The sequence below is a fragment of the Moraxella catarrhalis genome (assembly GCF_001632285.1).
Lineage (GTDB): Bacteria > Pseudomonadota > Gammaproteobacteria > Pseudomonadales > Moraxellaceae > Moraxella > Moraxella catarrhalis.
This window is the reverse complement of the sequence record NZ_LWAH01000016.1, coordinates 178,744-193,806: the sequence shown is the minus strand read 5'-3', so window position 1 is coordinate 193,806 and position 15,063 is coordinate 178,744. Positions and strand designations below refer to the sequence as shown.

Below are 15,063 nucleotides of genomic sequence, written 5' to 3'. Positions count from 1 at the left end.
TGCCAATAAGGTGCTTAACGATATGCAACTTATGCGTCATGAGGTCAATGATTTACAAGACTTTCATCAAGGTAAAGTGCGTATTGCAGCACCTCAGCAACTGTCAGCATTCTCGATACCGAGGCTAATTCGCTTGTTTAAAGAAGCGTATCCTGATATTCAAGTCACTTTAATTGATTGCCCAATTGAAGAGGTGGCAAGCCATGTGCAAATGCTAGATGCGGATATTGGGCTTGGACCTGATCTTTTGCATAGTAATGATCTGATACAAACCAAACTGTTTCGGTCGTCTTTTGGGTTGGTGGTGCGTGCAGATCACCCCCTGGCAGATTCAAAGGTTTTGACATGGCAAGATTTGAGCGAAGGTGATTTGATTACCGTGCAAGCACCGTTTGCCGATCATATTCGTGAAAAGTTGACTTTGGATATCTGCACACGCCTATTTCGCAGTGATTACCAAGTTAACTTTTTATCAACGGCTTTGGGCATGGTTAAAGAAGGCTTGGGGATTACCATGACACTTGGCTATGCCAAAACTTGGGTAGACGAGCAAGGTTTGGTCATGATTCCGATTCATGAGCCACAGATTGGGTATGAATTTTTACTGTACAAGCACCGCCAGCGTAGCCAAACGCCAGCGATGAAAAGCTTTGAAAACTTTTTGGTCAAAGCCGCCAAAGATTGGCTGCTGCATATTTAAAAATCTGCTGATACTTATTAAACGCATTCTATTAAGTTTGGCCGTGTCAAAATATTTAAAATGGGTGGAAACATGATATTTATTTTATCCTTTTTATCATATTTCATCCATAAAAAACCCTGCATAATGCAGGGTTTAAAAACTTAATTAAATTAATTCTTAAAGTGCGCTTCAAGTACTTCAATGCACTTTTGTGCCTTGACCGTTGTTTGTTCTTTTGAGATGGTGACAGCGCTCAAAGTCAGTATGGGCAAACTGTGATTTGGTAGGATCTTAACAACTTTACCTGACTCAAGCAACGCCTTAGCATCAACAGCATTGGTCTTGGCAATACCATAGCCCTCGGCAGCCAAGTTTAATGCGATGGCATGATTATTGGTGATGATTCTTGAGCTTACTCGTACAGACTGCTTACCGTTTGCATCTTTAAACTCGATGCTTTCGCTTGGTTTTTCGCCACAAATAATCATCGTATGCGTTGCCAATGCCTTAACATTTTCTACATCGCCGTGATTTTTGATATATTCTGGTGAAGCAATCAGCATTTGCTCGACAGTCTTTAGGGCGATGCCTTGAGCTTGTTCACTCAATAATAAAGCCACATCAACACGATCTTCAATCATATCCAAATTGTCTCGTGAGATGATATTCAATGATAAATTATCATGCTCAACCAACCAATCAGATAAGGCAGGCAGTAAATAAGCCTTAGCAAGCTCTGGGGTGGTCGCAATACGCAGACTGCCTGAAAGCTCATCTTTTAGCTGAATAACACTGTCACGCCCTTGTTCGGCTGCTTTTACCATTTGAGTGGCTGATGAATACAGACTTTCGCCAGCTTCGGTTAGACTTAGCTTACGGGTTGAGCGATGTAGCAAAGAGACGCCCAAATCATTTTCCAAAGAGCGAATTTGCTGACTTACAGCACTCGTTGTAATGCCAAGCTCTTTGGCTGCACCACTAAATGAACCGTGACGAACGACGCTTGAAAAAACCGCCATACCTCGTAAATTATCCAACATATTTACCTCAAATTATTTAGTTTTATTTAATTAATTTAAATGATTTGAATTTAATAAAAAGCAAATCATAATAGAATTTTAATAAATTTTAATATTATGTTATTAAAATAATGACTAATCAGTCATTTTTAGCATAATTTTATCGTCAAAAAGTCATTATTAAGTTATGATTTGCTTGGTGTTGGACATACAATGCCAAATCCTTTAAATTAAAGATAATTTAATAAGACTCTCAAAAATTATGGTTACCAACTATAAAGGAATTTTAATTTGTTAGCAAGAGATTGTTCAGAAAAAATGTATCTCATTGTAATATTTTTTGCATAACCTTAACAGCTTTTGCGTAACTTTAACAACCCAATGATTGGGCAATATTTGCTTAATATTTTTAAGTTTTTGGGATATATGCCATCATCAGGTATGGAAAAATGTGCTTTATTCACCAAAATTTTAGTCAATAAGTAACTTAGATTGATTGAGCACTGAAGTGCCATCATCGATGATAAAACCACCTTGCCAAAGTGTTTGAAAAACTGGGCTATCAACCAGCTGATGTTGAGCCTGCATCTGCACTTGACGATGACGATCAGATAAGCGAGATTTTGGCACTTCTAACGCACAATCCACCAGCACAGGCTCTAAAGACAGTTTAATTTGTGGGTAATATTCTAAAAATTTGGCATGCAAATTCTCAAAACTGGATTGAACTTGAGAGTTAATCTCGGCAACCAATAAACGGCTTTCGCCAGCGATATCACCTGCCATCACACTCGTGCTCATCAAAGCAAGTTCATCAGGTGCAAAATGCCCTGCTTCACGCGCCAAATGTACCCAATAGTCCCATTTTTCACTTGTCCAGCCCCCCTCAAGCTCAATTGGTGTGGGCTTTAGCTGCTCAAGCATTTGGGCTTTGGTCATCGGTTGACTGGGCAGGTGTGCCAAAGGCTTTGACGGATTAATATGGTCAAAATGACTGATGGGCTGTTGATCCAAATTGTGTGAAGCTGGCTGATGAGCTGTCAGATCTGCTTGATGTGGTGCTTTTTTATTACTATCAACCTTAGCCAATGCCGCTACTGTAACTGCTGGGACTGACTGCAAATCTTCAGTAAAATCAGCTGTAAGCTCATCGGTATCACTACTATCCGACATAACCGCAAGTGATGGTTCGGTGGCCATTTGGGTGAGTGTATCATGATCACTTGGCAAATCTTCATCAGTTTGCAACTGCTCAGGTGGATCAGACTGGGGCTGTTTTACCCAAAAATTTTCCTCAGATACGGTCAAATTGACGGCTATATTGGTAGATTGTGCTTGATCGGTATGAGCAAATTGGTTAGTATCTTGACCATCTTTTGTATTTACATTGTCATTGTCTAATTGATCTAAGATTAACTCAGTGCCTATCTGTGATGCCAAATCATTCAAATCATCTTGCTTGTCGCTATCAAAACGGCTATCGGTAGATAACGCATTAATTTCACCAGCAGCACAGGCTTGATCTTTTAGACCGTCAACGATATCATCAGGCATGTTATTTGGGTTGTCAGCACCATCTGGCTGCTTTGCTGGCGTATCATTTAAAACAGTCACCTGTCCTTCTGCCAGCGGTCGAAATGCCAACAACCTTAAGATACCCATCTCTAAAGCCTGCATTGGCGTACTTGCCAAGCGAATGCCGTCTCGGCTTTTGATTAAAATTTCATAATACAGTTGCAAGATATCCGAGCTGATGGCAGATGATAAGCGTTTAATTTGATGTGCTTGTTCATCATTCATATCCAAAGGGATATCAGGCAACACCTGCATGAGTGCCATTTGATGAATGCAGTCAATGAGTTCGTCAAAGATTGCAGTAGCATCGACCATTTTATCACGCATATTGGTGATAAGTTGGCTGATTACCATTCGATCATCGTGGTAAATTGTCTCAATAATCTCAAGCACATCAGTACGATTTACCAATCCAAGCATCGATAAGACCGTATCTGTTTGAATCTGACCACCACCAAAGGCAATCGCTTGATCGGTCAGCGACAGTGCGTCACGCACCGAACCCTTTGCCGCACTTGCCAATTGCCATAAGGCATTTTCTGTAAAAGGGATTTTTTCTGCATCTAATACTTTGGCTAAGTGATCAGACAAACAAGCCTGCGGTAGTGGACGCAGAACAAATTGCAGGCAGCGTGAAATGATCGTAATGGGAAGTTTTTGGGGGTCGGTAGTTGCAAATACAAATTTGACATAGTCTGGTGGCTCTTCTAAAGTCTTCAGCAGTGCATTAAAAGAATGCGTAGATAGCATATGCACTTCATCAATCAAATAGACTTTATAACGACCTTGTACAGGTGGATAAGGGACATTTTCAAGCAGCTCTCTGGTATCTTCAACTTTGGTACGAGAAGCTGCATCAATCTCAATCAGATCCAAAAATCGCCCTTGATCAATGCTAATACAAGTATCGCATACACCGCAAGGCTGACTTGTCATGCCTGTTTCACAGTTTAAGCACTTAGCAAGAATGCGTGCGATGGTCGTTTTACCCACGCCACGAGTTCCAGTGAACAGATACGCATGGTGCAATCTGCCTGTATCAATGGCATTTGACAGTGCTTGGGCGACATGTGATTGACCCAAAAGTTCAGAAAAGTTTTTGGGTCGATATTTTCGGGCTAAGACCTGATATTGCTTATCCATAGGGTAAAAGGCTTATTTGTGACGCATGTGTGGGAATAAAATCACATCACGGATACTGGCGGCGTCAGCAAACAGCATCACAAGACGGTCAATGCCAATGCCCTCGCCTGCTGTTGGCGGTAAGCCATATTCAAGTGCCTCAATAAAATCAGCATCATAATGCATGGCTTCATCATCACCAGCATCTTTTTCAGCCACCTGGGCACGGAATCGCTCAGCTTGATCAATTGGATCGTTAAGCTCGCTAAAACCATTGGCAAGCTCACGACCACCAATAAACATCTCAAAGCGATCAGTTACATGTGGATTGGTGTCATTTCGGCGTGCCAAGGGAGAAGTTTCGGCAGGATATTCAGTGATAAAAGTCGGCTGACGCAACTTGGTCTCTACCGTTTCTTCAAAAACGATGGTTTGTAATTTCCCCAGACCAAAACTTGGTTTAACCTCCTGTTTTAATTCATCTTTGACAAATTTTGCCAAAAATTCACGGTCATTGATATCATCGGCACTAAAATCAGAATTGTATTCTAAGATGGCATCAAACATCGTAATTTTCTTAAAAGGACCTTTAAAGCTAAACACTTCACCTTGATACGATACATCAGTCGATCCCAAAATATCCATCGCCAATGTCTCAAGCATACGCTCAGTCAAGGCCATCAAATCCTTATAATCAGCATAAGCTTGATAAAACTCAATCATCGTAAATTCAGGGTTGTGGCGTGTTGAAACCCCTTCATTACGGAAGTTACGGTTAATTTCAAACACACGATCAAAGCCACCAACAACCAATCGCTTAAGATACAGTTCAGGTGCAATACGCAAATAAAGCTGCATATCCAATGCATTATGATGCGTCACAAAAGGGCGTGCAGACGCACCACCTGGAATCACATGCATCATCGGTGTTTCTACTTCCATAAAGCGTTCTTGGGTCAAAAATGCACGGATACCCGCCACTACTTTGGCACGGATGGCAAATGTGTTTCGTGTCTCTTCATTGACCATCAAATCCAAATAACGCTTGCGATATTTGACTTCTGTATCAGTCAAGCCATGAAATTTATCAGGCAATGGGCGTAAAGATTTGGTCAATAACTCAAATGCTTCAAGATGCACATACAAGTCTCCCTTGCCTGAACGCCCAATATAGCCACTTGCCGCCACGATATCACCCAAATCCAATGACTTAATCAGCTCAAGCGTCTCACTTGGTAAGCCTTTACGATCCACATATAACTGAATGCGGTCGGTCATGTCTTGGATCACAATGAACGAGCCACGATTGAGCATCACACGACCTGCAACCTTAGCATACACCTTATCCCCACTTTCAATGGTAGCTTTATCAACGCCATCAAACTGTGCTTGCAAATCACCACAATAGTTCTTGGGCTTAAAGGTATTAGGATAAGCACTTTTGCCTGCTTGCTTGGCTTTTTGTTGTAAGGCGTCCAGTTTTGTACGACGCTGTGCGATTAGCTCATTTTCCGAAATGGCGGCTTCGTTACGCTGTGGTTGATTTTGCGAACTCATAATATACCCAATATGCAATTTTTTAATGTGTGAATTTGATAAAAATTCAATAAAAATATACCAAGTATTGTAACAGATTATTCAAAATCAATCATCAAGATTTTGCCAAATTTTTAGTACCAATCACGATAAATAAATATTTGGCAAGTACCAAAAAACTTGTTATGATGATTAAAGTTCTTCAAAAGTTAAGCTTCGCTAAGTTTAGACGCTAGTTCAGATTAAGGAGATATTTGCATGATTAAATCATTTGGTGTAGATGTGTTTTCTGTTAATAGCCTTAAGTTCATCAGTTTTATCCAGCCAATCATGTGTCAGACCGATACTGTCCTTGATACGCATATTTTATAGATTAAATTTTGCCCAAATGGGTGCGTGATCTGATGGCTTATCCATTGCACGGATATCATAGCTAATGCCTGCTGCCACACAGTCATTTTTTAGAGTATCTGTACATAAAATATGGTCAATGCGTAGCCCACGCTTAGGCGTATCCTCAAATCCTCGTGAGCGATAATCAAACCAGCTAAACTCATCATGACTTTTTGGATAAAACAAGCGATAAGTATCCGTCAAACCTGTAGACATCAGCATCTGATACCACGCACGCTCTTCGGGTAAAAATGAGCAAGTCCCTTTGGCAAGCCATCGCTTGGCATTGGCTGCACCGATGCCCACATCAATATCCTCTGGTGAGATATTCATATCCCCCATGATAATCAGCTCACGACCATCAGCCTGAAGTTCATCAATATAGCGATTGAGATCGGCATAAAATTCACGCTTCATAGGGAATTTGATTTCATGACTGCGGTTTTCACCTTGGGGAAAATATCCGTTTAACACATCGATACTCCGCCCATCAAAATCATAGCGTGCGTGAATCAAGCGGCGTTGTGCGTCATCATGCCCAAAAGGAAAGCCCTTTTGGACAAATGTTGGTGCAATCTTAGACGCCAATGCTACACCGTAATGCGACTTTTGACCAAAAAATTCGACATGATAGCCCAAATCTTGTACCATGTTTACTGGAAAAAGTGCATCATGTACTTTGGTTTCTTGTAAGCCAATAATATCTGCACCCAAAATATCTCTGATTGCCTCAAGTTGATGCGGTCTTGCACGCAGCCCATTAATATTAAAACTGACAAATGTCGTCATTATTTTCTCTTTAAATGTGTATTTTTTGATGATTTGGTATTGTAACAATTTTTGATGAGATTTTGTGAACTTTATACATCCTAAAACGAAATACCAGACACAAACTGGTAAGCGTTTATTAAACAGTGTACAATGATTGGGGGATTGGTTACTTGACCCAATCGTATTGTTTGGATAATTATGGCAAAGTTATGGTAAATTTTCAAAAAACTTATAAGGTGTATATCAATCATACGGATGCTGGCGGTATCGTCTATCATGCCAATCATTTGGTATTTTTTGAAAATTGTCGGCGTGATTGGCTGACGACACTTGGCTATGATGGTTATTTTCTAAGCTTGGATGACGACGCTAATAAAGAATCACGCAAAGCGGTGCATTTTGTGGTAAGTCATGCAGACATTACATATCACACGCCTTTGCTGGTTGATGATGAGCTGGCAGTAACGGTTGATGAGGTGCGTATTAGACCAGCCAGCTTGATGATACATCAAAGTATTTATCGCCCCAATCAAAACAAGCCTGCCACAACAGCGACAATCACTTTAGCTTGTGTCATCAATGACAAAAAAACGATTCGCCCCCACCGTTTGCCCAAAAAATTTGTCCAGACACTGATCAGTGCAACTGCCGTATGATCAGCCGCTACCATTGGCAACTTAAAATAAGTCGCCAGTATAATGTAAGGCATGATTGTCACTCAATGGCTTATTTTCTTACCCAAAATCACAGTGCATTAAGAACCGCCTCACCCATCTCATCACAAGACACAAGCGTCGTGCCATCTTCATAAATATCCGCTGTACGATAGCCTTGCTCTAACACTTTTTGTACCGCCCGCTCAATCTGTACCGCTCGCTGTTCATCATTTAGGCTATATCTGACCAACATGGCAAGCGATAATATGGTCGCCAGTGGATTTGCCTTATCTTGCCCTGCAATGTCAGGGGCAGAGCCATGAGACGGCTCGTACAAACCTTTGCCTGTCTCGTTTAGGCTTGCTGATGGCAACATGCCAATAGAGCCTGTGAGCATAGACGCTTGGTCGGACAAAATATCGCCAAAGATATTGCCTGTAGCAATCACATCAAACTGCTTGGGATTTTTGACCAATTGCATGGCAGCATTATCCACATACATATGACTAAGCTCAACCTCTGGATAGTCTTTGCCAACTTCGGTAAAAATCTGCCGCCAAAGTTCGGTGGTTTCTAACACATTGGCTTTATCCACACTGCACAGTTTGCCACGGCGTTTTTGGGCAGCCTCAAAGGACACTTTGGCAATGCGGCGAATCTCACTTTCGCCATAACGCATGGTATTAAAGCCCTCACGCTCGCCATTGTCAAGGGTTACAATGCCCCGTGGCTCACCAAAATAAATGTCCCCTGTCAATTCTCTGACAATTAAGATATCAAGCCCTGCCACAACCTCAGGTTTTAATGTAGAAGCATCAGCCAGTTCTTTATACAAAATTGCAGGGCGTAAATTGGCAAATAAATTTAAATCCTTGCGAATGGCAAGCAGTCCACGCTCAGGACGCAATGGGCGGTCAAGGTCATCGTACTTAGGCGAACCAACCGCCCCCAATAACACCGCATCAGCTTTTTGTACGATTTCTTGGGTTTGGCTTGGATATGGCAAGCCATAAGCGTCATAGGCTTCACCGCCCAGTTTGGCGTATTCATAGGACACATCAAGCCCTTGCTCAATGAGTTTATCTAACACTTTGACAGCTTGGGCGACAATTTCAGGCCCAATACCATCGCCGTTTAGAATTGCGATTTTTTTGGTCATGAGATTTCCTTAAAATTAAATTACAAGATATTCAAATTATATTATCAATAAACCGAATCTGGATTATGTGATTTTTCCCATTTTATCATTTCTTGAATCAATTGCATCGATTGTGAATCATCATTTTTTAGCGGTGAAATTGTATTAGTCATTGTGATTGACTGATAATTATTTTTATTGGTCTCAAAATCTGAATAATAAATAATATTATCTTTATCAATTTGTCTAAAATGACGAAACCAAATTCCAAGTTCGGGAATAACTTGACGAATGTAATTATAATCACTTGTTATTTTAACAATGGCAATTGGATTATGATGGGATACAATTAAAACAATATCACCAATTTTCATATCTCTTGCAAAAGGTAAATAGCTCTTTTGATAACCTAATTTATCGTCATCTTGCAATGTTAATAAATCGCCAGCATTACTTTCTTGTTTAAAATCCAAACCAATAAAACCTTTGGCAATACTAGTGTGAGCATAAAAACTTGAAAATGTACTGTGGTCTGGGTGTAATTGCATGCGCCAATATTGAATACTCATAAAACCTCACAAGTTAAATTTAACTATGTTAACAAATACTTAAACTAATTACTATACTGACAACTCTGCAAACACCCACGGTCTGTCCGCTTTGGCTTTTTCTTCAAAAGCTTTAATGTCATCGGCGTGTTGCAAAGTCAAGCCAATATCATCCAAACCATTTAACAAACAATGCTTACGAAACGCATCAATCTCAAAATGATATTGTCCGCCATTTGGTGAAATCACCGTTTGATTTTGTAAATCTACCGTCAGCTGATAACCGACATTGGCAAAACATTCGTTAAATAAGTCATCAACATCGCCATCGCTTAGCACAACAGGTAACATGCCATTTTTAAAGCAGTTATTATAAAAAATATCAGCAAAACTTGGGGCAATCACGGTGCGAAAGCCATATTCTTCCAATGCCCACGGAGCGTGTTCACGGCTAGACCCACAGCCAAAGTTTTTGCGAGCAAGTAAAATGGTTGCCCCAGCATAGCGGGCTTGGTTTAACACAAAATCAGGGTTTTTGGGACGCTTATTAATGTCTTGCCCCAAAAATCCTTCGTCCAAATAACGCAGTTCATCAAATAAATTATCGCCAAAGCCTGTGCGTTTGATGGATTTTAAAAACTGCTTGGGGATAATCAAATCGGTATCCACATTTGAGCGGTCAAGTGGGGCAACGATGCCCTGTTCGGTGGTGTATTTTTCCATGATTGTCTCCAAAAAATGGTTATTTTTAATCAATTAATCCACATGACAGATGCGCCGATGAGCTGATGATTGAAAGACCATTAAAATCAGCTGGCCAACGCTCTTTGATGCCAAACGACTTTTTAACCAGTGATTAGCTGCTCTAAATGATTTTGAGTGCTAAAATGTCCGCACATCCACAAAATGCCCTGCAATTGCCGCTGCTGCTGCCATGATAGGAGATACCAAATGCGTGCGTCCACCATTGCCTTGACGACCTTCAAAGTTGCGGTTGGAGGTACTGGCACAATGCTCGCCAGCTTGTAGTTTATCAGCATTCATGGCAAGGCACATAGAACAGCCCGGTTCACGCCATTCAAAGCCTGCATCCATAAAGATTTTATCCAGCCCTTCTTGTTCGGCTTGTGCTTTGACCAGTCCTGAGCCTGCCACAACCATCGCTTGCTTGATGCTTGGAGCGACTTTGTGACCCTTAACAACTTCTGCTGCTGCACGAATGTCCTCGATGCGTGAGTTGGTGCAAGAGCCGATAAACACACGGTCAAGCACAATATCGGACAAGGGCTGTCCTGCTGTCAAGCCCATGTATTGATAAGCTCGCATCCAGTCATTACGCTGCACATCGTCTCGTGCCATATCCAGCGTTGGCACATTTTGCGAAACTGCAATCACCATCTCAGGCGAGGTTCCCCAAGACACTTGTGGCTCAATCTCATCACCGTTTAGCACAACTACCGCATCAAAATGGGCATCATCATCAGAATGTAGTGTGTTCCAATAGGTTACCGCACGCTCCCAATCATCGCCTGTTGGGGCATAAGGTCGGTCTTTGACATAGTCAATGGTCTTATCATCCACCGCCACAAGACCAACCCTAGCACCGCCCTCTATTGCCATATTACACACAGTCATACGCCCCTCAATGGACATATCACAAAACACCTGTCCGCCAAATTCTATGGCATAGCCTGTCCCCCCTGCCGTGCCAATTTTAGCGATGATGGCAAGCACGACATCTTTTGGGGTAACGCCTTTGCCCAATTTGCCATCCACACGCACCAGCATGTTTTTCATTTTTTTGGCAACCAAACATTGGGTCGCAAGCACATGTTCAACCTCTGATGTACCAATGCCATGAGCCAAACAGCCCAATGCCCCATGCGTGGCAGTATGACTATCACCGCACACCACGGTCATACCAGGCAAAGTCAAACCCTGCTCTGGCCCGACCACATGCACGATGCCTTGGCGAATGTCATTGATGCCAAACTGCATGACATTAAAAGATTTACAATTATCATCAAGGGTTTTGACTTGAATGCGAGATGTGTCATCAGCTATTCCTGCCATGCCCTGCTTACGCTCCATAAGTGAGGTGGGTACATTATGGTCAGGGGTTGCGATATTGGCAGACAACCGCCAAGGCGTGCGACCGTTTAGTGCCAAACCTTCAAAGGCCTGAGGCGAGGTCACTTCATGTAAAAGCTGACGGTCAATGTAGATGAGCGATGAACCATCATCACGCTGTCTGACCAAATGGTCATCCCAAAGTTTGTCGTATAAGGTTTTGCCTGCCATTTTATTCTCCAACACTGTCATGGACTGGGTAATTTTGCCATTATAGCATACTTTTAGAATAACAATAATTTATAATTTTTATAAATTTGAAAACTTTTTGGAATTAAAAGTTTGGCCATTAAACTAACCGTAATAATAATCATTCCCTAAAATTTTTATTGCAAAACTTTTTGGAATATATTAAGCTATGATTAATACAGCAATATGCTGACATTTATTGATATGTTGGATTGAGCGATGAATACCACAAATCTTGCCACTTTTGTTGCAGTTATGCAGACAGGCAGCATCTCTAGTGCTGCCGAAAAGCTTTATATTACGCAACCTGCTGTAAGTAAGCGTATTAAGAATCTTGAAGATGAATTTGGGACGGCGTTGTTTGATACGGTTGGTCGTAGCATTATCCCAACGGCTGCTGCATATGATTTACTACCCTTTGTACGGCGGTGGCTGGATGACTATGAAGCCTGCAAAGCAAGCTTGCAACATGCCAAAGAAGTTGCTTCTGGTCGATTAGTCATTGGCACCAGCCATCATATTGGACTGCATCATCTTGCGCACGTACTCAAACGATTCATTCAGACTTATCCAGCGGTTCAGCTTGAAGTTCGGTTTGTGGATTCTGAAGAAGCTCATAAGGCAGTACTTGAAGGTGAAATTTCTTTGGCTTTTTTGACTCTGCCACCGACTTTTGACAGACGCCTTAATTATCATACCTTATGGAGCGACCCATTATATTTTGTAACAGGTACACTCAGTCCATTGGCTCAAAAATCCAAGGTCAGCTTACTTCAGTTGGCACACTATCCAGCAATTTTACCAGCTGCCAATACATTCACCAGCCAAATTACCTTAGCTGAGTTTGCCAAGCATAATTTGCGTCCTTATGCAACGATGAGCACCAATCCGCTCGAGTCCATTCGTATGCTCGTCTCGGTCGGCTTGGGCTGGTCAGTATTGCCTGAAACGCTGATTAACCAAGATTTGATTAAAATTGATATGGCAGAAAATATCGAACTTCAAAGACATTTAGGCTTAGTCACCAATCCCAATTTGACTCGATCCGCCAGTATGCAAGCGTTATTATCCATGCTATCCATTAATGATTAATAAAAACCAGCCACATGCTTTGGCTGGTTTTTATTAATCATATCGCAATTAGAACCCCGAAAGCTGACGCAGTGCTGCTTTTAGAAGATCAGAAGTATTATTTTTAGCATCAGATTGGGCGTTTTTTATGGCCACTTGTGCTTCTTTTTCCTTATAACCCAAATTCATCAAAGCACTTTCAACCTCAGCAATGATTAACATGGAATTATCGGCAGGTTGATTAAATAAACCCTCTGCTGTCATTGGGTGCATTTCGCCAAACTCATTGAGCTTACCCTTTAAATCAAGCAAAATACGCTGAGCAGTTTTTTTGCCAATGCCCGGTACACGCACCAAAGCTGCATCATAATCTGTTTCAATAGCGTGTTTAATCTCGGCAACGCTTAGGGTTGAAAGCATTGCTAACGCCATTTTAGCACCTACGCCGTTAATTTTGATGAGCTTTCTAAAAATATCACGATCATGACGATCCATAAAACCAAACAAATTTATGGCATCTTCTCGGACATGATGATGTACATAGACAGCGGTCTGAGTGCCAATGGTCAGCTGACAAAAGCTAGGTATGGGTAACTCAATTTCATAACCCACACCATTTGAGGTCAAAATACAAGCAATAGGTGCATTAAGATACTGCACCTGTCCTGAGATCATACCAATCATTGATAATAATCAACCATTTTTTCTAAGCTGATTGGACGAATTTTGCTTGCGTTACCTGCAGCACCAAAAGCTTCGTAGCGAGCAACACAAATCTCCTCCATTGCCTTCATTGAAGCTGCCAAATATTTGCGTGGATCAAACTCTGCTGGATGGTCGTTCAAAAATTTACGAACTGCACCTGTGCTTGCCAAGCGTAAGTCGGTATCGATATTAATTTTACGCACACCGTGCTTGATCGCCTCAACCAATTGCTCAACAGGAACGCCATAAGTTTCGCCAATATTACCACCGTTTTCGTTGATAATTTTTAGCCACTCTTGAGGTACTGAGCTTGAACCGTGCATAACGATATGAGTATTTGGCAAAGCTTCGTGAATTTCTTTGATACGGTCAATCGCCAAAATGTCACCTGTTGGTGGGCGAGTGAATTTGTAAGCACCATGAGAAGTTCCGACCGCAATGGCAAGTGCATCCACATTGGTATCGGCAACAAATTGGCGTGCTTCTTCTACAGAAGTAAGTAGCTGACTGTGATCCAAGACGCCTTCAGCGCCCACACCATCTTCCTCGCCTGCCATACCAGTTTCAAGACTGCCAAGCACACCAATCTCACCTTCGACAGACACACCACAAGCATGTGCCATCTTAACAACTTCTCTTGTGACGGCAACATTATACTCATAATCAGCTGGGGTCTTGCCATCTTCACGCAATGATCCATCCATCATGACGGAACTAAATCCCAACTGAATGGAACGCTGACAGACTGCGGGGCTGGTACCATGGTCCTGATGCATAACCACAGGAATATGGGGCCACTCTTCAATCGCCGATAAAATCAAATGACGCAAAAATGGTGCACCAGCATATTTGCGTGCACCTGCCGAAGCTTGTACAATGACAGGAGAGTCTGTCTTATCGGCAGCCATCATGATGGCACGCATTTGCTCTAGGTTATTGACATTAAACGCTGGCAAACCATAGCTATGCTCGCCTGCGTGGTCTAATAATTGGCGTAATGAAACCAATGCCATCATACTCTCCTAAAATAATCAAAAAATATCGGTGAATTATACCATAAGCAAAGATTATACACCAAGTTAATTATACTCAAAAAGCCGATATCAAAGGATGGCTTTAAGTATGTGTCGAACAAATTAATACTGCTGGTCTTCAGGTGCTCTGGATTCGGCAGATTGCTCATTGGCAGTCACTTCGTTAACGGCGGCACCAAGGTTTTTGGCAGCATTAGAAGCTGTTTCTGCAGCATTCTCAACAGCGTTACCTGTCGATTGTGCTGCCGCTTCTGCTTCTTGGGCGACAACAGTAGCATTTGCTTTGGTATCCTCAGCGGCCGATGATGCAGCTTGACTGGCTGAATCTTGAGTTTGTTGACTGCAGGCAGCCAATAAAATAGCAAAAACAGCGGCAGGTAGGATTTTTTTCATGTGTTATTCTCTCTTGTGTGTTTTGAAATGACGAAAGTCGTCAAATATGACTAGTTTAGTCAGCCAACTTGCATTTGACAAGCCCTAAATTTAATAATACA

General features: G+C 41.8%; 14 protein-coding genes. 3 read left to right on the top strand and 11 right to left on the bottom strand.

Annotated features, from left to right (window positions below; genetic code table 11):
* Positions 1-22: 22 nt before the first annotated feature.
* Positions 23-700, top strand: a complete 678-nt coding sequence (locus A4U55_RS07270) for a LysR substrate-binding domain-containing protein (protein ID WP_063454254.1) — start codon at positions 23-25, stop codon at positions 698-700.
* Between the two features lie 152 nt (positions 701-852).
* Here the strand turns inward: A4U55_RS07270 and A4U55_RS07265 are convergent, their stop codons facing one another.
* The 4 genes from A4U55_RS07265 to xthA form a co-directional block, all read right to left on the bottom strand.
* Positions 853-1,722, bottom strand: a complete 870-nt coding sequence (locus tag A4U55_RS07265; protein WP_003659866.1) for a LysR family transcriptional regulator — start codon at positions 1,720-1,722, stop codon at positions 853-855.
* Between the two features lie 450 nt (positions 1,723-2,172).
* Positions 2,173-4,419 carry a DNA polymerase III subunit gamma/tau gene (dnaX, locus tag A4U55_RS07260; protein WP_063454176.1) on the bottom strand — a complete coding sequence of 749 codons (2,247 nt, stop codon included), beginning with the start codon at positions 4,417-4,419 and terminating at the stop codon, positions 2,173-2,175.
* Between the two features lie 12 nt (positions 4,420-4,431).
* Positions 4,432-5,955 (bottom strand): lysine--tRNA ligase, encoded by a 1,524-nt coding sequence (gene lysS / locus A4U55_RS07255; RefSeq protein WP_003659869.1) that lies wholly within the window; start codon positions 5,953-5,955, stop codon positions 4,432-4,434.
* A gap of 345 nt (positions 5,956-6,300) precedes the next feature.
* On the bottom strand, positions 6,301-7,116 hold the full coding sequence (gene xthA, locus A4U55_RS07250) for an exodeoxyribonuclease III (protein WP_003658034.1): 816 nt from the start codon (positions 7,114-7,116) through the stop codon (positions 6,301-6,303).
* 191 nt (positions 7,117-7,307) lie between these two features.
* Here xthA and A4U55_RS07245 point away from each other — a divergent pair, with 191 nt between their 5' ends.
* The gene (locus tag A4U55_RS07245; RefSeq protein ID WP_003661661.1) at positions 7,308-7,754 is read left to right on the top strand and encodes a thioesterase family protein; all 447 of its coding nucleotides are present in this window, start codon (positions 7,308-7,310) and stop codon (positions 7,752-7,754) included.
* An 88-nt stretch (positions 7,755-7,842) separates the two neighbouring features.
* On the opposite strand, the gene leuB is transcribed toward A4U55_RS07245, so the two are convergent.
* From leuB to leuC, 4 genes are all read right to left on the bottom strand, one after another.
* On the bottom strand, positions 7,843-8,913 hold the full coding sequence (gene leuB, locus A4U55_RS07240; protein ID WP_003658029.1) for a 3-isopropylmalate dehydrogenase: 1,071 nt from the start codon (positions 8,911-8,913) through the stop codon (positions 7,843-7,845).
* Positions 8,914-8,957: 44 nt separating this feature from the next.
* Positions 8,958-9,461, bottom strand: coding sequence for a hypothetical protein (locus tag A4U55_RS07235; RefSeq protein WP_003658027.1), 504 nt, complete (start codon positions 9,459-9,461; stop codon positions 8,958-8,960).
* A 51-nt stretch (positions 9,462-9,512) separates the two neighbouring features.
* On the bottom strand, positions 9,513-10,163 hold the full coding sequence (gene leuD / locus A4U55_RS07230; RefSeq protein ID WP_003658024.1) for a 3-isopropylmalate dehydratase small subunit: 651 nt from the start codon (positions 10,161-10,163) through the stop codon (positions 9,513-9,515).
* A 159-nt stretch (positions 10,164-10,322) separates the two neighbouring features.
* Positions 10,323-11,741 carry a 3-isopropylmalate dehydratase large subunit gene (gene leuC / locus A4U55_RS07225; protein WP_003658022.1) on the bottom strand — a complete coding sequence of 473 codons (1,419 nt, stop codon included), beginning with the start codon at positions 11,739-11,741 and terminating at the stop codon, positions 10,323-10,325.
* Between the two features lie 237 nt (positions 11,742-11,978).
* On the opposite strand from leuC, the gene A4U55_RS07220 reads away from it, so the two are divergent.
* Entirely contained in the window at positions 11,979-12,851 is an 873-nt protein-coding gene (locus tag A4U55_RS07220; RefSeq protein WP_003658020.1) for a LysR family transcriptional regulator, read from the top strand.
* A gap of 48 nt (positions 12,852-12,899) precedes the next feature.
* On the opposite strand, the gene ruvA is transcribed toward A4U55_RS07220, so the two are convergent.
* The 3 genes from ruvA to A4U55_RS07205 all read right to left on the bottom strand — a co-directional run bounded on the left by ruvA (position 12,900) and on the right by A4U55_RS07205 (position 14,962).
* The gene (gene ruvA / locus A4U55_RS07215; RefSeq protein ID WP_063454175.1) at positions 12,900-13,514 is read right to left on the bottom strand and encodes a Holliday junction branch migration protein RuvA; all 615 of its coding nucleotides are present in this window, start codon (positions 13,512-13,514) and stop codon (positions 12,900-12,902) included.
* On the bottom strand, positions 13,511-14,548 hold the full coding sequence (fba, locus tag A4U55_RS07210) for a class II fructose-bisphosphate aldolase (protein WP_063454174.1): 1,038 nt from the start codon (positions 14,546-14,548) through the stop codon (positions 13,511-13,513). Before fba ends, ruvA begins: the two co-directional genes overlap by 4 nt.
* A gap of 123 nt (positions 14,549-14,671) precedes the next feature.
* A complete protein-coding gene (locus A4U55_RS07205) occupies positions 14,672-14,962 on the bottom strand; it encodes a lipoprotein (RefSeq protein WP_063454173.1) in 291 nt (96 codons plus the stop codon).
* Between the last annotated feature and the right edge of the window lie 101 nt (positions 14,963-15,063).